The following is a 20482-nucleotide window of genomic DNA, read 5'->3' as shown; positions in this document are numbered from 1 at the left end:
GTGCAGGGCGAAGATCGCCCGCCTCCGCAGGAACGAAACCGGCTCAAAACTGTAAACGGTGCTTTAAACGACGCACCAGAAAGAGGTGCTGAGTATTGGTCGGGACGGCAAGATTCGAACTTGCGACCTACGGTACCCAAAACCGTCGCGCTACCAGGCTGCGCTACGCCCCGCCTTGAACCGCCCGTCTCGGTGGGCGGCTGCCGGAGAGGTCTCGAACGGCGGCACCGCCCGCGCTCCGGCCAGCGCTATATGACGGCACGCCGACGAAAGCACAAGCGCCGCGCGACACGTTCCGTCAGTCTTCGCAGGGCCAGGCGGCCGGCGCCCCGATCGCGGGATGGCGCATCTCGCTGCCCGGGCCGATGCCCATCGCCTCCGCAAGCCCGCCATTGATCTCGAGAACGAAGCGAATATCCGTGCCGCCTGGGATTGGCGTCAGGTCTCCTGGGACGGCCCGGGAGTGCACATGCTTCACCACGCCATGCGCGTCGGCGAAGACCATGTCGAGCGGGATCAGCGTGTTCTTCATCCAGAAACTTACCCGACCGGGTGTTTCATAGACAAAGAGCATGCCGGCTGACCGGGGCAACGTCTCGCGAAACATCAGGCCACGCGCGCGCTCCGACGCATCATCGGCCAGTTCGACGGCAAACCGGGCACTTCCCCAAGACCCGCGCAAATCGACACGATCATCGGCGCAGCCCTCCCCGGCCGACGCCGCGGAGACGCCGATCAACAGATGCAGGGCCAGCCATGCGGCCAGCCCATGCGTCACGTGTCCTTGCGAACGGCCCTTTCCCATGCCGATACCTCTATCGCCATAAGGCCGCGACGTCCATCGACGACACGCACCGCGACGGCCTCGCCCGGCTGCAGGTCGGCCAGGCCGGATCGGCGCAGCACCTCGATATGGACGAAGATGTCCTCGGCGCGACCGAACACGTTGGCAAAGCCGAAGCCCTTGCCCTTGTCGAACCATTTGACCCGTGCCGGTTGCAGCGGCAGTACCGCCACCTCCTCGGGTGACAGTGTCGCGAGGTCCTCGAGCGGTGTCCCCGACGGCTCGGCCGGCGGCACGACCGAGAGCACCTCGACGGCCTGCATCCCGCGCGATGTCGATTGCACCAGCAGTTCGATTTCGGCCCCGTCGGCCACGGAAGATTGTCCGAAATTGCGCAGCACATTGGCATGCAACAGGATATCCGGCCCGCCTTCCTCAGCCACCACGAATCCGAACCCTTTCATGGGATCGAACCACTTTACATGGCCTCGCGTCCGGCGCGCCGTCTCCGTATCGTCGTTCTTGGTCACCAGCGGGTCACCTTTGCACCTTTCCCGGAAGGCCGGGCAGCTTCGTTTCATACCAGTGCAAGAATGAATTCGCTTGCGGAACAATCGCAGACCAAAGCCTGCATGGCAACAACACGAAGGTAAGTTTCTAGGGCATGATGCCAGAGACTTCAACCAATCTGAAAGGCGATCCTCCCGCTTTTCCAAGATAGGTCACGACGTGTCTTGGAGACCACAGAAATCCAAGGGGTTACGGCGACAGCCGCTCCACCGTCCACCCCCCGGCGCCCTCACGCGTCCAGCGGAAGCGATCATGCAGGCGGAAGGCACCGTCGGCCCAGAACTCGATCTCGACCGGCCGAAGCCGGAATCCGCCCCAGAAGGGCGGGCGCGGCGGGTTCGTCCCGTGGCGCGCGGTGACCCGGGCGACCTCCGCCAGAAGCTCGCCGCGCGAGCCGAGCGGCTGGCTCTGCCGCGATGCCCAGGCGCCGAGGCGGGACTTCAGCGATCGCGAGGCGAAATAGGCATCCGCCTGCGGTCCCTCTTCGCGGGTGATCGTGCCACGGGCGCGGACCTGACGCCGAAGGCTCTTCCAGTGCAGAACGAAGGCGGCCTTGCCCGCCGCCTCGAGTTCCTGCGCCTTGGCCGAGCCGAAATTGGTGTAGAAGACGAAGGCATCCGCCTCGATCTCCTTCAGCAGCACCATGCGGACATTGGGCATGCCCGCCGCGTCCACCGTCGCGAGCGCCATCGCGTTCGCGTCGTTGGGCTCCAGCGCTTCCGCTTCGGTCAGCCAGCGGCGCGTCACCTCGAATGGGTCCTGGCCGGCAAAGATCCCGCTGCGGTCGCTCATCTCGTTCTCCCGTCCTGATGTTCGCTGGCTACACCGGCCTGCCGACCGGCGCCAGCGATGATACCGATCTATTGCCTCTTCCCCGCGCCTTGGCCTAAACGGGCGAAACGGAGAGCTAGCGGTGGAGGGACGGATGACAACTGGGCTGATGGCCGGCAAGCGCGGCCTGATCATGGGGCTTGCAAACGACAAGTCCATCGCCTGGGGCATCGCCAGGGCCTGCGCCGGAGCCGGCGCCGAACTTGCCCTGACCTATCAGGGCGAAGCCTTCCGCAAACGCGTCCTGCCGCTGGCCGAGCAGCTCGGCGTGACCCAGCTCGCCGATTGCGACGTGACCGACGACGCCTCGATCGACGCCGTGATCGCGCAACTCGAGGAGGCCTGGGGCGGGCTCGACTTCCTGGTCCATGCCATCGGCTTTTCCGACAAGACCGAGCTGCGTGGCCGCTATGTCGAAACCAGCCGCGCCAATTTCGCCATGACGATGGACATCTCTGTCTATTCCTTCACCTCGGTCGTGCAGCGCGCCGAGAAACTCATGAAGAATGGCGGCTCCTGCCTGACGCTAACCTATCTCGGCTCGGAGCGCGTCATGCCGCACTACAACGTGATGGGCGTGGCCAAGGCCGCGCTGGAGGCGAGCGTGCGCTACCTCGCCGAAGATCTCGGCAAGGACGGTATTCGCGTGAACGCGATCTCCGCCGGCCCGATCAAGACGCTCGCCGCCTCCGGGATCGGAGATTTCCGCTACATCCTGAAGTGGAACGAGCTCAACTCGCCGCTGCGGCGCAATGTGACCATCGACGATGTCGGGAATTCCGCGCTCTACCTGCTGAGCGATCTGGGCGCCGGGGTCACCGGCGAGCTGCATCATGTGGACGCGGGCTACCATTCGGTCGGCATGAAGGCCGTCGATGCGCCCGATATTGACGTCGTCACCGGAAAGAAGTGAGCCTGAGATGAGCGACCGCCTGCCCCACGAGAAGGGGTTCCACATCAGCTGGGACCAGATCCATCGCGACAGCCGCGCGCTCGCCTGGCGGCTCGACGGACACGGGCCGCTCGACGGCGGCTGGAAGGCGATCGTGGCGATCACGCGCGGCGGCATGGCACCGGCTATGATCATTGCCCGCGAACTAGATGTGCGCACGGTCGATACGATCTCGGTGAAATCCTACAACCATCAGCACCAGACGGACGCCAAGGTGCTGAAGGCGCCCGACGTGGAGATGATGGGCGACGGCACCGGCATCCTGATCATCGACGACCTGGTGGATTCCGGAAAGACCCTGGAACTGGTGCGCAAGATGTATCCGAAGGCGCATTTCGCCACCGTGTACGCCAAGCCAAAGGGGCGCCCGATGGTCGACACCTATATCACAGAGGTGAGCCAGGACACCTGGATCTTCTTCCCATGGGACATGGCGCTGCAATACGTGGAGCCCTACCGGGGCACCGACTGAACACCTGGCCGCCGCGCGTCGCAGTGCACCCGCCGCCGGACCCGCAAGGCGGGCCTGTCGACCACCTGAGACCGCTTGCCTCCCCGCCCCTCAGCGCCTAGACAAACGCGGACCGATCCGCAGGAGGCCGCCGAGCGATGACCCATAAGAAGAAGAAGCCAACCGACTATCTGATGATGGTCCTGATGGGGATGCTGGTCCTCGGCCTCGGCGGCTTCGGAATCACCAATTTCTCCGGCGGCACCGCAACGATCGCCTCGGTGGGCGACCGCGACATCACCGCGGAGGAATACTACCGTGCGATGGTGCAGGCGATCCGAAACCAGGAAGCCGCCGGCGCGACCAATCTCAGCCTGGCCGAGCTCGAAGCCCGCGGCGTGCCTCAGCAGGTCCGCGCCCAACTCATCGCCATGGCGGCGATCAACAACGAGGCCGACCGGCTTGGTCTCTCGGTGGGCGATGACGTGGTCGTGCAGCAGATCACCGAGACACCGGCCTTCCAGGGCGTGGACGGGAAGTTCGACCGGGAAGCCTACGAGTTCACGCTCGAACGCAACGGCTGGAACGTCGCCGGGTTCGAGCGCACGGTGCGCGAAGAGAGCACGCGCAACATCCTTCAGGCGAGCGTCGCGGCCGGCGTGGCCGCGCCCGCCGAACTGATCGACATCATGACCGGCTGGTTCGGCGAACGGCGCAGCTTCCGCTGGGCCACGTTCACGCCCGACACGTTGCAGACCGAGATTGCCGAACCGAGCGAATCCGATCTCGTCACCTACCACGCGGACCATGCGGCCGAGTTCACCCTGCCAGAAACGAAGCGCATCACCTACGCCTGGCTCACGCCGGAAATGGTCGCCGACTCGGTCGAGATCGACGAGCAGGAACTCCGAGACCTATACGAGGCGCGCGCCGACCTCTACCGCCAGCCCGAACGGCGGCTCGTCGAGCGGTTGGTCTTCGGCACGACCGGAGAGGCGGAGACGGCAAAGGCCGCGATCGAGTCGGGTGCGTCGGATTTTGCGGCCGAGGTCGCCGCACGCGGGCTGACGCTGGAGGATGTCGATCTCGGCGAACAGACTGCGGCGGATCTGGGAACGGCCGGCGACGCGGTCTTCGCGCTCGAGGAGCCGGGCCTCGTCGGGCCGTTCCAGACCGATTTCGGCCCGGCGTTGTTCCGGATGAACGGCGTCCTTCTGGCGCAGGAGACGCCCTTCGAGGAGGCGCTTCCGGAGCTGCGCGCGGAGCTCGCCGGCGATGAGGCGCGGCGGGAGATTGAAAACATGATCTCGGATCTGGACGACCGGCTCGCCGGCGGCGCGACAATCGAGGATCTCGCTTCGGAGACCGCGCTGCAACTGGGTGAGATCGATTGGTACGAGGGCGTCACCGAGGGGATCGCCGCCCATGAGGGCTTCCGCGAGGTCGCCAGCAGCCTGACCGAGAGGGATTTCCCCGAGATCCTGACCTTGGAGGACGGCTCGATCTACGCGATGCGCCTCGACACGGTGCTGGAGCCACGGCTCCAGCCGCTCGATGAGATCCGCGACTCTGTCCGCGAGAGCTGGCAGCGGGCCGAAACCGCCAAGGCGCTGACCGCCGAGGCCGAGGCGGCGAAGGAAGGGCTCGATGCGGGCAAGACGCTGGTTGAGGTCGCCGGTCTCGGTGTCGAGACCGCGGAACGGGCGACGCGCGGCAATTTCGTCGAGGGTCTCGACCCCGCCGTCGGCCAGGCGGTGTTCTCGATGGAGCCCGGCGACGCAGAGGTTGTGCCGGTTCCCGACGGCGCCGTGCTGGTGGTTCTGGACAGCATCGCGCCCGCCGATACGACGGATGAGCAGATCGCGTTCTTCCAGCAAGCGATGAAACAGCAGAACGCTCAAAGCATCGCCGCCGACCTCTACAACTACTATGCGCAGGTTCTGACCTCGACGGCCGGAATCTCGCTCGACGATGCCGGCATGAACGCCGTGCATTCGCAGCTCTTCCGCTAGACCGATGGCGCAGCTTCAGCCAGATTTCGAGCGCTTTGCCCGCGGATACGATTCCGGTGCGAACCAGGTCGTCTATGCCCGGCTCGCTGCCGATCTCGACACGCCCGTGAGCCTGATGCTCAAGCTCGCCGGCGCCCGGACCGACAGCTTCATGCTGGAATCGGTCACCGGCGGCGAGGTGCGGGGGCGGTATTCGATCATCGGTCTGAAGCCGGACGTGATCTGGCGCTGCACCGGCGAGACCGCCGAGATCAACCGGCAGGCGCGGTTCGACGCGACAGCGTTTCAGCCGGAGACAGCCGATCCGCTGACCTCATTGCGGAACCTGATCGCCGAAAGCCGGATCGACCTGCCCGACGACCTGCCCGCCGCCGCGGCCGGACTCTTCGGCTATCTCGGCTATGACATGATCCGGCTCGTCGAGCACCTGCCAAACGTCAACCCGGACCCGGTGGGCCTGCCCGACGCGATCATGCTGCGGCCCTCGGTGGTCGCGGTGCTCGACGGGGTGAAGGGCGAAGTGATCCTGGTGGCCCCGGCCTTCGCCAGCGCCGGCCTCTCTGCCAAGGCGGCCTATGCGCAGGCGGCCGAACGGGTGATGGACGCGCTGCGCGATCTCGAGGGCGGCCTCCGGGGCGAGACGCGCAACCTCGCCGAGGCGGCCGAAGTCGGCGAACCGGTATCGAACTTCACCAAGCCCGCCTATATGCAGGCCGTCGAGACCGCAAAGGACTACATCCGCGCTGGCGACATCTTCCAGGTCGTTCCATCGCAGCGCTGGTCCCTGCACTTCCCGCTTCCGCCTTTCGCGCTCTACCGCAGCCTGCGGCGCACCAACCCGTCGCCCTTCATGTTCTTCTTCAATTTCGGCGGATTCCAGGTGATCGGCGCATCCCCCGAGATCCTCGTGCGGCTGCGCGAGGGCGAGGTGACGATCCGGCCGATCGCCGGAACCCGGCCGCGCGGCGCCAGCGAGGAGGAGGACCGGGCGCTCGAGGCGGATCTCCTGGGCGACGAGAAAGAGATGGCCGAGCACCTGATGCTTCTCGATCTCGGCCGCAACGATGTCGGCCGGGTGGCCAAAATCGGCACGGTCCGGCCGACCGAGGAATTCGTCATCGAGCGCTACAGCCACGTCATGCATATCGTCTCCAACGTGGTGGGCGAGCTGAAGGACGGCGAGGATGCCCTCTCGGCGCTGCTCGCCGGCCTGCCGGCAGGCACGGTGTCCGGTGCGCCCAAGGTGCGCGCGATGGAGATCATCGACGAGCTGGAGCCGGAGAAGCGCGGCGTCTATGGCGGCGGTGTCGGCTATTTCTCGGCCGATGGCGACATGGACATGTGCATCGCGCTCCGCACCTCGGTGCTGAAGGATGAGACCCTCTACATCCAGGCCGGCGGCGGCGTCGTCTATGACAGCGATCCCGAGGCGGAATGGCAGGAGACGGTGAACAAGTCCCGCGCCATCCGTGCGGCGGCGCAGGATGCCGGGCGGTTCAAGCGAAACGGCAACGGCTGACCCGCGGCGGCAGCAACGCGGCGCTTGCCACCTCCGTCGGGCCATGCGCTACTCCGCCCGCGCGCCAGAAGGAGAGAGCCATGCAACCGATCGACGAAGGCAAGGTGATCGACCTGACGATCCGAATCGGCTTTCTGGGGCTGTTCATCTACGGAACGCTGATGATGATCGCGCCGCTTTTCGGGCTGATGCTCTGGGCGGTGATCCTGGCGGTCGCGATCTATCCGCTGCACGCGGCGGTCACGCGCTGGCTCGGCGGGCGCAGGAAGCTCTCGGCGGTGCTGCTGACCCTGCTCGGCATCGCGATCACACTGGGGCCGGTCGCGCTTCTGGGCGCCGGCATCGTCGAGGCCGGGCACGGCGTCACCACCATCCTGAAAGCCGGCAATCTGCACGTTCCGGCACCGCCCGAACAGATCAAGACATGGCCGCTGATCGGCCCGCAACTGCATCTCGCCTGGAGCGGCGCGCATGAAAATATCGCGCAGACGCTCGGCAAGTTCAGCCCGCAGCTCCTCAAGGTCGGCGAGGTGGCGCTGGAACGGCTTGCGACGGTCGGGATCGGCATCGTGACCATCCTGCTCTCCGTCCTGATCTCCGGTGTACTGCTGATCGCCGGCGAGGATTTCGCGAGGGGGACACGGAGATTCGCCAATCGGGTCTTCGCGGATACGGGCGCCGAGATGGTCGGGCTTGCCAGCGCCACGGTGCGCAACGTGTCACGCGGCGTGATCGGCGTCGCGGTCATCCAGGCGCTTTTGTCGGGCATCATCATGGCCGCCTTCGGCCTCAGCATGGCCGGCCCGCTGGCGCTGATCGCGCTGGTGCTGTCGATCATCCAGATCGGCCCGTGGCCGGTGCTCCTGCCGGTGATCATCTGGGCGTTCACGTCGATGGACCCGGGCAAGGCCGTGCTCCTCGCCCTGTGCCTCGCCCCGGTGATGATCGTCGACAACATCCTCAAGCCGATCTTCATGTCGCGCGGGCTGGACACGCCGATGCTGGTGATCCTGATCGGATTGCTGGGCGGCCTGATGGCCTTCGGCGTGGTGGGCATCTTCGTGGGGCCGGTGATCCTGTCGGTGTTCTACGCGCTCTTCATCCGCTGGATCGAGCAGGCCGAAGGGTAACGGCGCCGGGGACGCGGGACGCGCGCCTGTCAGGCGCGCCGGCTGGTCTTCCAGCGATCCAGCGCACCGAGGACGAGCGAGACGCTGCTCTCGTAGCTCGGAAGCACCGCCCGCCCCCGTTCGGCCGGCGCCATGACGACATCCGCCCAGACCGGCAGGTGGTCGGACGCACGTCGGGCGAGCGGCCGTTCCTCCACGCCGGCATCGCGGAGTGCTATGTGACGGCCGAGCGCGAAACGGTCGAGCGCGGCCAACGGCCGGGCAGCGTGGAACGACTTGCCGGGGCTGACGGTCTCGTAATGCTCCTCCAGCGGCTCCATCCCCCGATCCTCCGACCACTCGTTGAAATCGCCGAGGATCAGAGTGCGGGTCGGCGCATCCTCCAGATGCGCCCGGATCGTCTCGAGTTGCAGCCGCCGGAAATGGCGCATCAGCCCCAGGTGCGCGCCGACGACCGCCAGAGGCCCGCCCGGCGTCGTCACGTCGACCCGGACCGCTCCGCGCGGCTCCAGCGCCGGCAGGTCGATATGGCCGGTCGCCAGGATCGCGTGGTCGCGCCGCACCAGGATCGCATTGCCATGCCAGCCGAGGCTCACGTCGTTCTGCGCCAGCGGCGCGATCGTGAAATCGGTCTCCGCCTCGATCATCCGCCGGCAGAGCACCGAGGGGCGCTCGCCGAGCCGCTTGTCGACCTCCTGCAACGCCACGACATCCGCCCCGAGCGCATTGATCACCTCGATGATCCGCTCCGGGTCGCGGCGGAAATCCACCCCCACCGCTTTCTGGATATTGTAGCTGGCCAGTCTGAACGGCCTCATCTGTCCTCCTTCGGGACGTGCGCGCGCTACAGGATCGGCGCCAGCAGCCGCGCAAAGGGCGCACCGACGCGGCGGGGGAGCGGCTGCTCGCGCAGGCGCTTGTCCAGAAGATAGGCGTGGGAGAAATCCGCTTCCAGCATCTCGGCGACACGGGACGCGAAACCCGCGTCAAAGATCATCGCCGTCGCCTCGAAATTGAGCCGGCAGGATCGGTTGTCCATGTTGATGGTGCCTATCGAGGCAATGTCTTCATCCACCAGAACCACCTTCTGGTGCAGGAAACCGTCCGTGTAGCGGTAGATTTTCACCCCGGCAGCACAGATCTCGTCGAAATAGTCGAAAGCGGCGAGCCAGGGCATCCGGTGGTCGATGACATCGGGCACCAGGATCCGAACGTCGACTCCGCGCAGCGCGGCGAGCTTGAGCGAGCTCAGGATGTCGACATCGGGCACGAAATAGGGGGAGGCGATCCAGAGGCGCCGGGTCGCACGCGTGATGCAGGCGCAGAAATAGAGCGAGCCGGTTTCCATCGTGTCAGCCGGCCCGGTAGCAAGGATCAGCGCATCGACTCCCGAAACGGTCGGCTCGGGCGCCCAGTTGAGTTCGGGGTTCAGCGGTTCGCGCGTGGCCCAGTGCCAGTCCTCGGCGAAGACGATCTGCAACTGCGCGACCACCGGACCACTCAGGCGACAATGCGTGTCCCGCCAATGTCCGAATTCGGCGCTGCGGCCCATATATTCGTCGCCGACATTGTGCCCGCCGATGAAGCCCACCTGCCCGTCTACCACCACCGTCTTCCGGTGGTTGCGGAAATTGAGCTGGAAGCGGGTGCGCGGCCCCCGGATCGCGTTGGCATTGACCACCTCGACCCCGGCGGCGCGCAGCGTCTCGAAATAGCTCTGCGGCAAGCCGTTGCAGCCGACGGCGTCGTAGAGGAGCCGCACGTCCACGCCGCGTTCGGCCGCCGCCTTGAGCCGCTCGGCAAAGGCGCGGCCGAGAGTGTCGTCGCGCAGGATGTAGAACTGCGCCAAAACGTAGTGCTCGGCGTCGTCGATTGCGGCGAAGATGGCGTCGAATGTCGCCTCTCCATCGATCAGGATCTCGCAGCTATTGTTACCCAGAACAGGCAGCGCGGCGAGATTCTCGAAGGCGTGGAAGCCGAAGGCGCCGCCGTCGCCATGTGGCAGGTGCTCACGGCCATAGCTGCCGATCCCGGCGATGACATCGGCCGAATCGCGCCGGGCGACGGCGTAGCCGGGGAACCGGGTGTGACCGAGAAAGAGGAAGGCCGGCACCGAGAGAGCGGGCAGCGAAATCAGGAAGATGACCCAGGCGATGGAACCCTGCGGCGTGCGGGCATGGGCAACCGCGCGATAGGCGAAATAGATCGCGAGACCTTCAAGAGCGACATAGCCCGCTGCCCAGATTGAAACCCACATGTGACACCCCCTCTCCCGGCGGCACGCCGGTCCCGGGCCATCATTCCCGACCCGTCCGGATCAGGCAACCCGGCAGGCAGGAGGTTTTCCCTGGCAGGGCGGCCTGAGCCGATCAGCGCGCGCGCAGGATCGCCGAGACCGGCGCGAGCGCGACCTGGTTCGCCTTGCTGCCGAGCGCCCACTGGAAGAGCGCCGTCACCGTTTCCACCCGCGCATGACCGACCATGATGACCTCGCCATCCTGCGCCGCCTTGAAGGCCGCGCGGTCGAGGTAGCGGCCGATCGCCGGCCCCTGCTCGCCCTCGGCGTCGAGCGGGCGGTAGATCAACGCCACCGGCGCATCGCCGCGCCGCGCCGCCACCTCCATCGCGCCGAGGCCACGGTCCCATCCGATCAGGCCGTGCCCATCCTGCGAGGCCATCGTCAGCGCCTGCTCGGCCAGCGTGTTCCGGCCCGCGAGCCCGTCCGTTTCCGGGTCCATCACGGCCACTGCCTGAGGCAGTTTCGCCAGATGTGCGCCGAGTGTCGTCTCGACATCGCTGACCGTCGCCCCCTCCGGAAGGCCGGTGGCCAGAGCGACCACCTCAAACCCGGCGGCAGCGAATTCCTCGGCCGCCTCGGCCGCATCGGGCAGCATCGGGTCGATCGCGAAAGTCACCGGGAAGGTGAATGTAGTCAGAACCGCGCGGTCGAGCGTCGTGCTGCCGTCATAGATGAGGATCACCGAGAAGAGCGGCTTGCCCTCTGGATTGTCGAAGGGACGCGCGTTGCGCACCAGCGCATCGAGCGTCAACCGGTCGTCGGCCGGCGCTGCTTCGGATGACGGCGCCTCCCCCCCGGGCGACAGGGTCTCGGATGCGACCTCAGCGTCAGGCTCCGCGCCGATCTGCGGCAGGCGCGAGCCGGTGCCGCTGCGCTCGGTCAGTGGCCGGACGACCTGCGTGAAGCGTCCGCCCTGCGCCGCCTCGGACATGGTTGATTCCGCCGGGGCCGGGGCCGGCTCTGGCTCGGCCTCCGCTTCGGCCTGCCCTGTCACACCGTCTTCGGTGGTCTCCCCGACCGCGGGCTCCGGCGCACCGCCTGTTGGCGCGCGCGGCGCCGCCACGGAGACCTCCGGCGCACGGTCCATGGCCGCGACCTCGACGCCCTCGGCGGATTCTTCGGCCGCTGCGCCACCAAGCCGCTCGGGCTCCGGAGATCCGGTCGCCGTCTCCACTGTGTCCGGTGCGGCCGCCGCCCTCGGCGCGGAGGACTCCGCTTCAAGACGTTCGGCGACCGCGACGCTGCCGTTTGATGTTCCCGCGACCCCACTTGCCGTCTCGTCCGGCTGCGTCGCCGCATCGGCCGCCGCCGCGCGAACCGTGGTCGCGATATCCGCCGTGGCCGACGGCGCCAGTTCGGTCCCGGTCGAGGCAACCGCGCTTGGCGCGTCGGTGCCGGCCTCGATCGCGTCGGCAGCAGTTCCGCCGAGGCGGCCGTCTGCCCCAAGCGCCTCGGCCCGGCTGGCGGTCTCGACCGCTTCGGTGCGAACGGGCGGCGGGAAGCCGCTGGACTCCGGCGCCGCCTCCACCCCCGCTTCGGGTGGCTGCGTCGGGCCGGCCGCGGTTTCCGGCGCGGGCCGCGCAGCGGTGGTCCCGCCAAGCCCGGCCGGTTCCGCCGCCTGCGTCTCGGCTTGCGGCGCGACAGGCGCCGTCACCGACATGCCCGGCGTTTCCGGACGCGGCGCCGAGGCCCCCGGCCGGGCTGCCGCCTCGCGCCCAGGCGCGGGCACGTCCGGCGCGCGCGCGCCCGAGGGGGCGTCGGCATCGGCGGGCAGCGCCGCATCGGTGTCGGGCAGCGCCTTGCGGAACTCCGACCCTGCGGGCAGGTCCACCGCCGTTGCCGGCCCGGTCGATTCGCGCCCGGTGTCAGGCGTCGCGGCCGGGTCCTCGGCCGGCTGTGGCTCGACCTCGGCGGCGGGGCTCTCCATCAGCGGAGCGACGCCCCCGGTTGCCGTCTCCGCGCTGTCCGGCGCAAGCGACGCGGACTGCTCAGGCGGCGGCGCCAGGAGGGAAACCGCGCCGAGCGTGAAAATCGATACGATGCTGCCCCAGACAAGCCCCGAGAGGATACCTCGTCCCATGGCCCACCTCTTTTGTTATGGTTGCGCCCTTGCCTCGTACATCTTCCGGAGAGTGCTTGACCTTGACCCCGGCGGATGCCTCTGAACATGTATAGCCCGACCCGCCCGGCGGTTCACCCCCCAATGCTCGGACCTGCAACATGCTCCTGCTCATCGACAATTATGACAGCTTTACCTACAACCTCGTGCATTACCTTGGCGAGTTGGGGGCCGAGGTGCAGGTCTGGCGGAACGACGCGCTCGACGTGCAGCAGGCGATGGGGCTCGGAGCGGAGGCGATCCTGCTTTCGCCGGGGCCGTGCGACCCGGCCCAGGCCGGCATTTGCCTCGCGCTGACCAAGGCGGCCGCAGAGGCGCGAGTGCCACTGATGGGCGTCTGCCTCGGGCATCAGACAATCGGCGAGGCCTTCGGCGGCAAGGTGGTGCGCTGCCACGAGATCGTCCACGGCAAGATGGGGCATATCCATCACGACGGCCGCGGCGTCTTTGCCGGCATCGATGGGCCGTTTGAAGCCACGCGTTACCATTCGCTGGTGGTCGAGCGCGAAAGCCTGCCCGAGTGCCTCGAGGTTTCGGCCTGGCTCGAGGATGGCACGATCATGGGGCTGCGCCACCGCGGCCTGCCGATCGAAGGTGTGCAATTCCACCCCGAGAGCATCCGCTCCCAGCATGGGCACAGGATGCTGCGGAATTTCCTCGAAACCGCGAAGGTGCCGGCATGAGCGACGCGATCAAACCCCTCATCGGCATTGCCGCCGACCGCCCCCTGACACCGGCCGAGGCCGAGACCGCCTTTGACACGCTCTTCGAGGGCGCGGCGACGCCGAGCCAGATCGGCGGCTTCCTGATGGCTCTGCGCACTCGTGGCGAGACGGTGGAGGAAATTGCCGCCGCCGCGCGCGTCATGCGCGCCAAGTGCAACGCCGTGTCCGCGCCCGAGGGTGCAATGGACATCGTCGGCACCGGCGGCGATGGCAAGGGCACGCTCAACATCTCGACGGCCACCGCCTTCGTCGTCGCGGGCGCCGGCGTGCCGGTGGCCAAGCACGGCAACCGCAACCTGTCGTCCAAGTCCGGCTCCGCCGACGCGCTCAGTCAGATGGGGATCAACGTGATGGTCGGCCCCGAGGTGGTCGAGGAGGCGCTGAAGGAAATCGGCATCGCCTTCATGATGGCGCCGATGCATCACCCTGCGATGCGCCACGTGATGCCGTCGCGCACTGAGCTCGGCACGCGGACCATCTTCAACGTGCTGGGGCCGCTTACCAACCCTGCCAGCGTGAAGCGCCAACTCACCGGCACCTTCTCGCGCGACCTGATCCGGCCGATGGCCGAGACGCTGGCCGCGCTTGGCTCCGAGGCGGCCTGGCTGGTCCATGGCGGGGACGGCACCGACGAGTTGTCGATCGCCGGGCCCTCCTTCGTCGCCGCGCTGAAGGATGGTGAGATCAGCGAATTCGAAGTCACGCCCGAGGCGGCGGGCCTGCCGGTGCACTCCTTCGAAGCGATCCTCGGCGGCACGCCGGAGGAGAACGGTCGCGCCTTTGGCGCCCTGCTCGACGGCGAGGCCGGCGCCTATCGCGACGCGGTGCTGCTCAACACCGCCGCCGCGCTGGTCGTTGCCGGCCTGGCGGACGATCTGAAACAGGGAGCCGAGATCGGCCGGGCGTCGATCGACAGCGGCGCCGCGCAGGCCAAGGTCCATGCCCTAGCCAAGCTGACCTCCGAGGCGACATGAAGCTCGAGACGGCAGCTATCGGCGCTTGGGGCGACTTGCCGTTCTTCCACGACACGCTGCCCGGGATCGAGGCGGCACTGGCCAGCGAGACCCGCAGGATCCTTCCGGCGGCAGATCAGGTATTCGCCGCGTTGGCGCTGACCCAACCGGAGGCTGTGCGGGTCGTGATCCTTGGTCAGGATCCTTACCCGACACCCGGCCATGCGCATGGGCTTGCCTTCTCTGCGGACGCCGACACGCGCCCCCTTCCCCGATCCTTGTCGAATATATTTAAGGAGATGCGAGAGGATCTTGGAGCATCACCTGAAGTCGCGGACTTGCATTTCTGGGCTCGTCAGGGCGTGCTGCTGCTCAATTCTGTGCTGACCGTCCCGGCCGGTGTCGCCGGCGGGCATAGCAAGCTCGGCTGGCAGGCGCTGACGCGGCAGGTGCTGGCGAGGCTCTCGGAGAAACCGTGCGCGTTCCTGCTCTGGGGCCGGCCGGCACAGGCCGAAGCCGCCAGCAGCGTAACAGGAAACGCGCATCTGAAGATCGAGACCGCGCATCCCTCGCCGCTCTCCGCGCGCCGGGGTTTCTTTGGCTCCCGCCCGTTCTCGCGCACCAACGCCTGGCTGACCGAACACGGTCACGCCCCGATCAACTGGACCAACCCGGAGGCCGCAGTATGAGTACGCCGACCATTCTCGAGAAGATCAAGGCCTATAAGCTGGACCATATCGCTGCCTGCAAGGAGGCCCGGCCGCTCGGGGAGGTCGAGGCGGCTGCGCGGGCAGCGCCGAAGGTCCGGCCCTTCGCGGATGCGCTCTCCAAGGCGGCCCAGTCCGGCTATGGCCTGATTGCCGAGATCAAGAAGGCCAGCCCGTCCAAGGGTTTGATCCGCGAGGATTTCGAGCCGGAGGCGCTGGCGGCGGCCTATGAAGCCGGCGGCGCGACCTGCCTTTCCGTGCTGACCGACGGCCCGTCCTTCCAGGGAGACGACGCCTACCTCACCGCGGCGCGCGAGGCGGTCTCGCTGCCCGTCCTCCGAAAGGACTTCCTCTATGACCCCTACCAGGTCGTCGAGGCGCGCGCGCTCGGTGCCGATTGCATCCTGATCATCATGGCGAGCGTCTCGGACGCTCAGGCCGAGGAACTCGAGGCGGCGGCCGTCGCCTGGGGTATGGACGCCCTGATCGAGGTTCATAATCGGGAAGAGCTTGACCGGGCGGCCAAGCTAGCCTCACGCCTGATCGGGATAAACAATCGTGATCTCAATACGTTCGAGACATCTCTTGATGTGACGCGCGGACTGATCAAGTTCGTGCCGGAGAACAGGCTCATCGTCTCCGAAAGCGGGCTCTCGGGCCCGCGGGAACTGTCTGAACTGGCCATGTATGGTGCGCGATGCTTCCTCATCGGCGAGACGCTGATGCGGCACGCGGACGTTGAGGAGGCGACGCGGACCCTGCTCGCCAACCCGCTTGTCGGCGCCCAGGCCCGGGGCATGTGATGGCACTCACGCATTTCGACAAGGCCGGCCAGGCGCACATGGTCGATGTCTCCGGCAAGGACGTTACCGCGCGGCTGGCAGTGGCCGAGGGCTGGGTCCGGATGCGGCCCGAGACGCTCGCCCATGTCGAGGCGGGCAGCGCCAAGAAGGGCGACGTGCTCGGTGTTGCGCGCCTTGCGGGCATCATGGGCGCCAAGAAGACCGCCGAACTGATCCCGCTCTGTCATCCCCTGCCGGTGACCAAGGTCGCGCTGGAGCTGGAAACAGACCCGGACCTCCCCGGCGTGCGCATTGCCGCCACGGTCAAGACCACCGGCCAAACCGGGGTCGAGATGGAGGCGCTGACCGCGGTCTCGACGGCGGCGTTGACCGTGTACGACATGCTCAAGGCGGTCGAAAAGGGCATGGAGATAGGGGGGATACGCGTGGTTCTCAAGGACGGCGGAAAGTCCGGGCGCTACGAGGTCGGAGAATGATCCCAGTCGCCGAGGCGTTGGAAAGAGTGCTCGCGCTGGCGACACCGCTCGAGATAGAGCGTGTGCCGCTGGCGGTGGCCGCGGGCCGGGTGCTGGCCGAGCCGGTGGTGGCACAACGGATGCAGCCGCCCTTCGCAGCCTCGGCGATGGATGGCTATGCTGTCCGGGCCGCGGATGTCGTGCAGGGCGCGCGGCTCTCCCTGATCGGCGAGGCGCCGGCCGGGCGCGCCTTCGGCGGAACGGTCGGCGTAGGCCAGGCCGTGCGGATCTTCACCGGTGCGGTGCTGCCCGACGGCGCGGACATGGTGGTGATCCAGGAGAACACTGCGCGTGACGGTGACACCGTGACGATCACCGATCCGGACAAGCACAGCGACAATATCCGGCCCGCCGGCGGCGATTTTCGCCCCGGCGACCGCATCGAGGCACCGCGCCTGCTCTCGCCGGGCGACGTGGCGCTGGCCGCCGCGATGAACCAGCCGGAGCTCGCCGTGCGGCGGCGTCCGGTTGTGGCGCTTCTGGCGACGGGCGACGAACTGGTGATGCCCGGCGAAAACCCGCGGGCGGACCAGATCGTGGCGTCGAATTCCTTCGGCTTGAAGGCGATGATCGAGGCGGCGGGCGGCGAAGCGCGGATGCTGCCGATCGCGCGCGACACCGAGGCGAGCCTGCGTGCCACCTTCCGACTGGCGGAAGGAGCGGATCTCATCGTGACCATCGGCGGCGCCTCGGTTGGCGACCATGATCTCGTCGGCGCGGTGGCAGGCGAGCTCGGCATGGAGCGCAGCTTCTACAAAGTCGCGATGCGCCCCGGAAAGCCGCTCATGGCCGGGCGCATCGCCGGCACCGCGATGATCGGCCTTCCAGGAAATCCCGTTTCGTCAATGGTTTGCGGGCATATCTTCATCCTACCGGCACTGCGGGCGTTGCTGGGACTCGGCAAGGTTCCGGCGCCGCGGCGCAGGGCCGTGCTCGGCTGCGACCTGCCGGCAAATGGTCCACGGGAGCACTTCATGCGGGCGCGGCTGGAAGACGGCGTGGTTACGCCGTTCGACAGCCAGGACTCCGCCTTGCTCACCATCCTGGCCCGCGCCAACGCGCTCCTCGTCCGACCCGTGGCAGATGGGCCGCGACAGGCCGGCGAATCGGTCGAGATCCTGCCGCTCTGAGCGGAAAGGTTGACACAAAACGTGAACACTGGCAGAACATCAGGCAAACGCGCGTCTTTTCGCGCCACGTCAGGACAAGCGAGGGTCTGCCATGCTGACGAGAAAACAACGCGACTTGCTCGAGTTCATCCACAAGCGGATGCAGCGCGACGGCGTGCCGCCATCTTTTGACGAGATGAAGGATGCGCTCGATCTGCGGTCGAAATCCGGCATTCACCGCCTGATCACGGCGCTCGAGGAGCGCGGCTTCATCCGGCGGCTGGCGCACAAGGCACGGGCGATCGAGATTGTGAAGCTTCCCGACAGCCTCGGTGGCGCGGGCTTCGTGCCGAACGTGATCGAGGGCGACGCGCCCACTCCGCGTCGGGCGCTTCGTGACGCGCTTCCGGTCGAACTGCACGCAACCGAACTGCCGGTCATGGGCCGGATCGCGGCCGGCGTGCCGATCGAGGCGATCAGCGAGGTGAGCCACACGGTGGCGGTGCCGGGGCAGATGGTCGGCGCGGGCAAGCATTATGCGCTCGAGGTCCGGGGCGATTCCATGATCGGCGTCGGGATCAATGACGGGGATATCGTGGTGATCCGCGAGCAGACGACCGCAGACGATGGCGATATCGTCGTCGCACTGGTGGTCGACGCCAACGAGGCGACCCTCAAGCGCTATCGCCGCAAGGGGCGGATGATCGCGCTGGAGGCCGCGAACCCGGCCTACGAGACGCGTATCCTCCCCGATGACAGGGTAAAGGTTCAGGGCCGGCTTGTTGGCCTGATCCGCAGCTACCCAACCTGACGCGTGCGCTCAGCTTCGGCGGTCAGCGCGTCCAGAGCCGATCCCCGCCGATATCGGCCGCGGTGAGAATGCGCGGCGGTGTGCTGTCGGTCCAGATCGCGACCGCCCCGGTTTCGCGGAGGCGCGCGGGGTTGAACAGGACGCAATCGGCGGCGTGGCCGTCCGGAAGGTCAATATTGGTGACGAGGATATCGGCGCCACAAGCGCTTTCGACCGCCGCCGCGCCAGTCTTGCCGCGCAGGAGGCGAATGCTGAGCCCGTTCAGGTCGGCGACGCGGTCGTATTGACCGCCGACGAACCCCGGGCGGCCAGCGGCTTCGGTCTGATTGACCGACTCGCCGTCGTTCTCGAGCCAGGTTGCGGCGGCGAAACCGTCGCCGCTCGGTCGCGAGAGCACTCGACCCGCGGGGGAGGCGATGCCGACGAGGCCGCCGCTGTCGGCAATGAGGATATCGGGGCGGTCCGCCCGGCCCCAGGCGAGCAGCGCGGCGAGCATCAGGGGCGGTCCGAGCCAGCGGCCGCGGCCCTTCCAGGCGACGAGCCAGAGAATACCGAGGCTCAGCAGCGGCAGGACCGCGGGACCGGGAGCGACGACATGGGTCACGGACCCCTCCAGGCCGGAGATCCAACCGGCGACACCGAGGATCCATTCCAGCCCGCACGCCATCACCCAGAGCGGAATCGCCGAGAGGCCGACCGGCCAGAGCAGCGCGGTGGCGACGGCGGCCGGCATGACCACCGTGCCCATGAGCGGCACCGAGAGCAGGTTCGCGACGAGTCCATAATCGGCAATGCGGTTGAAATGGGCCGCGGCGAAGGGGGCCGTGGCGACGCCTGCCACGGCGGAGGAAAGACAAACCGCGAGGGCCGGCGCCAACCAGCGGGCGGAGCGCGGCAGGCGCGCACGATGATCGCGCAGCAGGCCGAAGGCGGCAACAAGGGCGGTGGTGGCGGCAAACGACATCTGGAAGCCGGCCGAGAACAGCGCCTCGGGCGTCCGGATCAGGATGATCGTGGCGGCGATGGCAACCGAGCGTAGCGAAATCGCCCGGCGGTCGAGCAGGATGGCCACGAGCATGACCGACACCATGACAAAGGCGCGCTCCGTCGAAACCGCGCCTCCCGACAGCGCAAGATAGGCCGCGCCGACCGCGAGCGCGCCGAGGGCGGCGATCTTTCGGATCGGCGCGCGCAGCGCCAGCCAGGGGATCAGCGCGAGGGCGGCGCGCAGGGCGGAGAACACGACGCCGGTCAGGAGGCCCATGTGGAGGCCCGAGATCGCCAGCAGATGCGCCAGGTTTGACCGGCGCAGCGAGTCGAGCGCCGGAAATGGCATGGCGGAGCGATCCCCGGTCATGATGGCAGCGGCAAAGGCGCCGGCATCGCCGGGAATGCGGGACTGTACCCACTGGCTCAAGGCCATGCGGAGGCGAAAGATCGTGAGCCCCGCCTTGCCCTCCTCGGCCGGTGCGAGGACGAGGACAGGGGTGCGTGTGTAGCCGACCGCGCCGAGACGCTCGAAGAAGGCCAGCCGACGAAAGTCGAACCCGCCTGGCTCGACCGGTCCGTTTGGGGGGAGCAGATGGCCGGTGAGGATCACTGTGAGGCCCGGCTCCGGGGACATATGGTTCTGCGCGCCGTGCAGCGACACGCGGACGCGAGCGGGCACGCGTTCGGGCCGCATGTCCTCGAGCACCACCTGGTCCAGCGTGAAGCGGATCTTGTCGGATCCGGAGCGGTCGATATCGACGATGCGCCCCTGTATCGGTCCGTAGTAGCGGAAGGAGAGGATCGGTTCGGCGACGGAATGGGCCCGGCCGCCCGCCAGCAGCAGCCCGCAGAGGACGAGTGCCGCGGCCCAGAAGAGCGGGGCGACGGCGTCGCCGGCGAGAAGCCCCAAGAGCAACAGCAGCGCGGCGCAGGCGGCGGCCGTCCAGTAGACAATTTCGCCGGGTTCGGCCCTGAGGCCGAACCAGATGGCGATGCCGGTGGCCAGACAGATCGGCACGAAGAGGATGAGGCTCCCCCTTTGCGCGAGAAGCGCATCGGCGAACCAGTGCCGCCTAGTCGCCGCGGAATGCGGCGAGGTCTCGGCCATCCCGTCTGCAAACATTGCCGAAACGCTACGTTAAACATGGTTGAGGAAGCGTTAAGGCAAGACCGCCGGGCGGCGGGAGGATGGCCGTCCGTGC

General features: G+C 67.5%; 19 protein-coding genes and 1 tRNA gene. 12 read left to right on the top strand and 8 right to left on the bottom strand.

From position 1 onward, the window contains the following. Window positions 1-96: 96 nt before the first annotated feature. From EU800_RS09825 to pdxH, 4 genes are all read right to left on the bottom strand, one after another. Window positions 97-173, bottom strand: a tRNA-Pro gene (locus EU800_RS09825). A 125-nt stretch (window positions 174-298) separates the two neighbouring features. After that, window positions 299-805, bottom strand: a complete 507-nt coding sequence (locus tag EU800_RS09820) for a DUF192 domain-containing protein (RefSeq protein ID WP_129631179.1) — start codon at window positions 803-805, stop codon at window positions 299-301. Next, complete coding sequence (locus EU800_RS09815) at window positions 775-1317, bottom strand: cold-shock protein (RefSeq protein ID WP_256369764.1); 543 nt, start codon at window positions 1315-1317, stop codon at window positions 775-777. The genes EU800_RS09820 and EU800_RS09815 overlap by 31 nt, the downstream gene beginning before the upstream one ends. 226 nt (window positions 1318-1543) lie before the next feature. Next, window positions 1544-2146: a pyridoxamine 5'-phosphate oxidase gene (gene pdxH / locus EU800_RS09810; protein ID WP_129631173.1), complete on the bottom strand. Its 603-nt coding sequence runs from the start codon at window positions 2144-2146 to the stop codon at window positions 1544-1546. A 133-nt stretch (window positions 2147-2279) separates the two neighbouring features. Here pdxH and fabI point away from each other — a divergent pair, with 133 nt between their 5' ends. From fabI to EU800_RS09785, 5 genes are all read left to right on the top strand, one after another. Next, entirely contained in the window at window positions 2280-3098 is an 819-nt protein-coding gene (gene fabI, locus EU800_RS09805) for an enoyl-ACP reductase FabI (protein ID WP_129631170.1), read from the top strand. Between the two features lie 7 nt (window positions 3099-3105). Further along, the gene (gpt, locus tag EU800_RS09800) at window positions 3106-3609 is read left to right on the top strand and encodes a xanthine phosphoribosyltransferase (RefSeq protein WP_129631167.1); all 504 of its coding nucleotides are present in this window, start codon (window positions 3106-3108) and stop codon (window positions 3607-3609) included. Window positions 3610-3746: 137 nt separating this feature from the next. Then, complete coding sequence (locus EU800_RS09795) at window positions 3747-5600, top strand: peptidyl-prolyl cis-trans isomerase (RefSeq protein ID WP_129631164.1); 1854 nt, start codon at window positions 3747-3749, stop codon at window positions 5598-5600. A 4-nt stretch (window positions 5601-5604) separates the two neighbouring features. Next, window positions 5605-7119: an anthranilate synthase component I gene (gene trpE, locus EU800_RS09790; RefSeq protein ID WP_129631161.1), complete on the top strand. Its 1515-nt coding sequence runs from the start codon at window positions 5605-5607 to the stop codon at window positions 7117-7119. 80 nt (window positions 7120-7199) lie between these two features. Further along, entirely contained in the window at window positions 7200-8249 is a 1050-nt protein-coding gene (locus EU800_RS09785) for an AI-2E family transporter (RefSeq protein ID WP_165354611.1), read from the top strand. 29 nt (window positions 8250-8278) lie between these two features. Here the strand turns inward: EU800_RS09785 and EU800_RS09780 are convergent, their stop codons facing one another. The 3 genes from EU800_RS09780 to EU800_RS09770 form a co-directional block, all read right to left on the bottom strand. Then, a complete protein-coding gene (locus EU800_RS09780) occupies window positions 8279-9067 on the bottom strand; it encodes an endonuclease/exonuclease/phosphatase family protein (RefSeq protein ID WP_129631155.1) in 789 nt (262 codons plus the stop codon). 26 nt (window positions 9068-9093) lie between these two features. After that, the gene (cls, locus tag EU800_RS09775; RefSeq protein WP_129631152.1) at window positions 9094-10506 is read right to left on the bottom strand and encodes a cardiolipin synthase; all 1413 of its coding nucleotides are present in this window, start codon (window positions 10504-10506) and stop codon (window positions 9094-9096) included. A gap of 112 nt (window positions 10507-10618) precedes the next feature. Then, on the bottom strand, window positions 10619-12628 hold the full coding sequence (locus EU800_RS09770; RefSeq protein WP_129631149.1) for a divergent polysaccharide deacetylase family protein: 2010 nt from the start codon (window positions 12626-12628) through the stop codon (window positions 10619-10621). Window positions 12629-12768: 140 nt separating this feature from the next. Here EU800_RS09770 and EU800_RS09765 point away from each other — a divergent pair, with 140 nt between their 5' ends. The 7 genes from EU800_RS09765 (at window position 12769) to lexA (ending at window position 18290) form a co-directional block, all read left to right on the top strand. Continuing rightward, window positions 12769-13350, top strand: a complete 582-nt coding sequence (locus tag EU800_RS09765; RefSeq protein ID WP_129631146.1) for an aminodeoxychorismate/anthranilate synthase component II — start codon at window positions 12769-12771, stop codon at window positions 13348-13350. Further along, window positions 13347-14366, top strand: coding sequence for an anthranilate phosphoribosyltransferase (gene trpD / locus EU800_RS09760; RefSeq protein WP_129631143.1), 1020 nt, complete (start codon window positions 13347-13349; stop codon window positions 14364-14366). The genes EU800_RS09765 and trpD overlap by 4 nt, the downstream gene beginning before the upstream one ends. Continuing rightward, on the top strand, window positions 14363-15034 hold the full coding sequence (locus tag EU800_RS09755) for a uracil-DNA glycosylase (RefSeq protein ID WP_129631140.1): 672 nt from the start codon (window positions 14363-14365) through the stop codon (window positions 15032-15034). The genes trpD and EU800_RS09755 overlap by 4 nt, the downstream gene beginning before the upstream one ends. Further along, entirely contained in the window at window positions 15031-15855 is an 825-nt protein-coding gene (gene trpC / locus EU800_RS09750) for an indole-3-glycerol phosphate synthase TrpC (RefSeq protein WP_129631138.1), read from the top strand. Before EU800_RS09755 ends, trpC begins: the two co-directional genes overlap by 4 nt. Continuing rightward, window positions 15855-16331 (top strand): cyclic pyranopterin monophosphate synthase MoaC, encoded by a 477-nt coding sequence (gene moaC / locus EU800_RS09745; protein WP_129631135.1) that lies wholly within the window; start codon window positions 15855-15857, stop codon window positions 16329-16331. Before trpC ends, moaC begins: the two co-directional genes overlap by 1 nt. Then, on the top strand, window positions 16328-17500 hold the full coding sequence (glp, locus tag EU800_RS09740) for a gephyrin-like molybdotransferase Glp (protein WP_129631132.1): 1173 nt from the start codon (window positions 16328-16330) through the stop codon (window positions 17498-17500). Before moaC ends, glp begins: the two co-directional genes overlap by 4 nt. 91 nt (window positions 17501-17591) lie before the next feature. Continuing rightward, window positions 17592-18290: a transcriptional repressor LexA gene (gene lexA, locus EU800_RS09735; protein WP_129631129.1), complete on the top strand. Its 699-nt coding sequence runs from the start codon at window positions 17592-17594 to the stop codon at window positions 18288-18290. Between the two features lie 22 nt (window positions 18291-18312). Here the strand turns inward: lexA and EU800_RS09730 are convergent, their stop codons facing one another. Further along, on the bottom strand, window positions 18313-20388 hold the full coding sequence (locus EU800_RS09730; RefSeq protein ID WP_129631126.1) for a ComEC/Rec2 family competence protein: 2076 nt from the start codon (window positions 20386-20388) through the stop codon (window positions 18313-18315). Window positions 20389-20482 lie beyond the last annotated feature (94 nt).

The organism is Tropicimonas sp. IMCC6043 (genome assembly GCF_004146235.1).
Lineage (GTDB): Bacteria > Pseudomonadota > Alphaproteobacteria > Rhodobacterales > Rhodobacteraceae > Tropicimonas.
This window is presented reverse-complemented; position numbering and strand designations above follow the sequence as displayed.

Bases quoted from the DNA above. Each gene is read 5' to 3' on its own strand.
- trpD (WP_129631143.1), top strand. From the start codon at position 13,347: ATGAGCGACGCGATCAAACCCCTCATCGGCATTGCCGCCGACCGCCCC.
- lexA (WP_129631129.1), top strand. From the start codon at position 17,592: ATGCTGACGAGAAAACAACGCGACTTGCTCGAGTTCATCCACAAGCGG.
- moaC (WP_129631135.1), top strand. From the start codon at position 15,855: ATGGCACTCACGCATTTCGACAAGGCCGGCCAGGCGCACATGGTCGAT.
- EU800_RS09770 (WP_129631149.1), bottom strand. From the start codon at position 12,628: ATGGGACGAGGTATCCTCTCGGGGCTTGTCTGGGGCAGCATCGTATCG.
- trpE (WP_129631161.1), top strand. From the start codon at position 5,605: ATGGCGCAGCTTCAGCCAGATTTCGAGCGCTTTGCCCGCGGATACGAT.
- EU800_RS09795 (WP_129631164.1), top strand. From the start codon at position 3,747: ATGACCCATAAGAAGAAGAAGCCAACCGACTATCTGATGATGGTCCTG.
- EU800_RS09785 (WP_165354611.1), top strand. From the start codon at position 7,200: ATGCAACCGATCGACGAAGGCAAGGTGATCGACCTGACGATCCGAATC.
- cls (WP_129631152.1), bottom strand. From the start codon at position 10,506: ATGTGGGTTTCAATCTGGGCAGCGGGCTATGTCGCTCTTGAAGGTCTC.
- EU800_RS09765 (WP_129631146.1), top strand. From the start codon at position 12,769: ATGCTCCTGCTCATCGACAATTATGACAGCTTTACCTACAACCTCGTG.
- glp (WP_129631132.1), top strand. From the start codon at position 16,328: ATGATCCCAGTCGCCGAGGCGTTGGAAAGAGTGCTCGCGCTGGCGACA.
- gpt (WP_129631167.1), top strand. From the start codon at position 3,106: ATGAGCGACCGCCTGCCCCACGAGAAGGGGTTCCACATCAGCTGGGAC.
- trpC (WP_129631138.1), top strand. From the start codon at position 15,031: ATGAGTACGCCGACCATTCTCGAGAAGATCAAGGCCTATAAGCTGGAC.
- EU800_RS09730 (WP_129631126.1), bottom strand. From the start codon at position 20,388: ATGGCCGAGACCTCGCCGCATTCCGCGGCGACTAGGCGGCACTGGTTC.
- EU800_RS09820 (WP_129631179.1), bottom strand. From the start codon at position 805: ATGGGAAAGGGCCGTTCGCAAGGACACGTGACGCATGGGCTGGCCGCA.
- fabI (WP_129631170.1), top strand. From the start codon at position 2,280: ATGACAACTGGGCTGATGGCCGGCAAGCGCGGCCTGATCATGGGGCTT.
- EU800_RS09755 (WP_129631140.1), top strand. From the start codon at position 14,363: ATGAAGCTCGAGACGGCAGCTATCGGCGCTTGGGGCGACTTGCCGTTC.
- EU800_RS09780 (WP_129631155.1), bottom strand. From the start codon at position 9,067: ATGAGGCCGTTCAGACTGGCCAGCTACAATATCCAGAAAGCGGTGGGG.
- pdxH (WP_129631173.1), bottom strand. From the start codon at position 2,146: ATGAGCGACCGCAGCGGGATCTTTGCCGGCCAGGACCCATTCGAGGTG.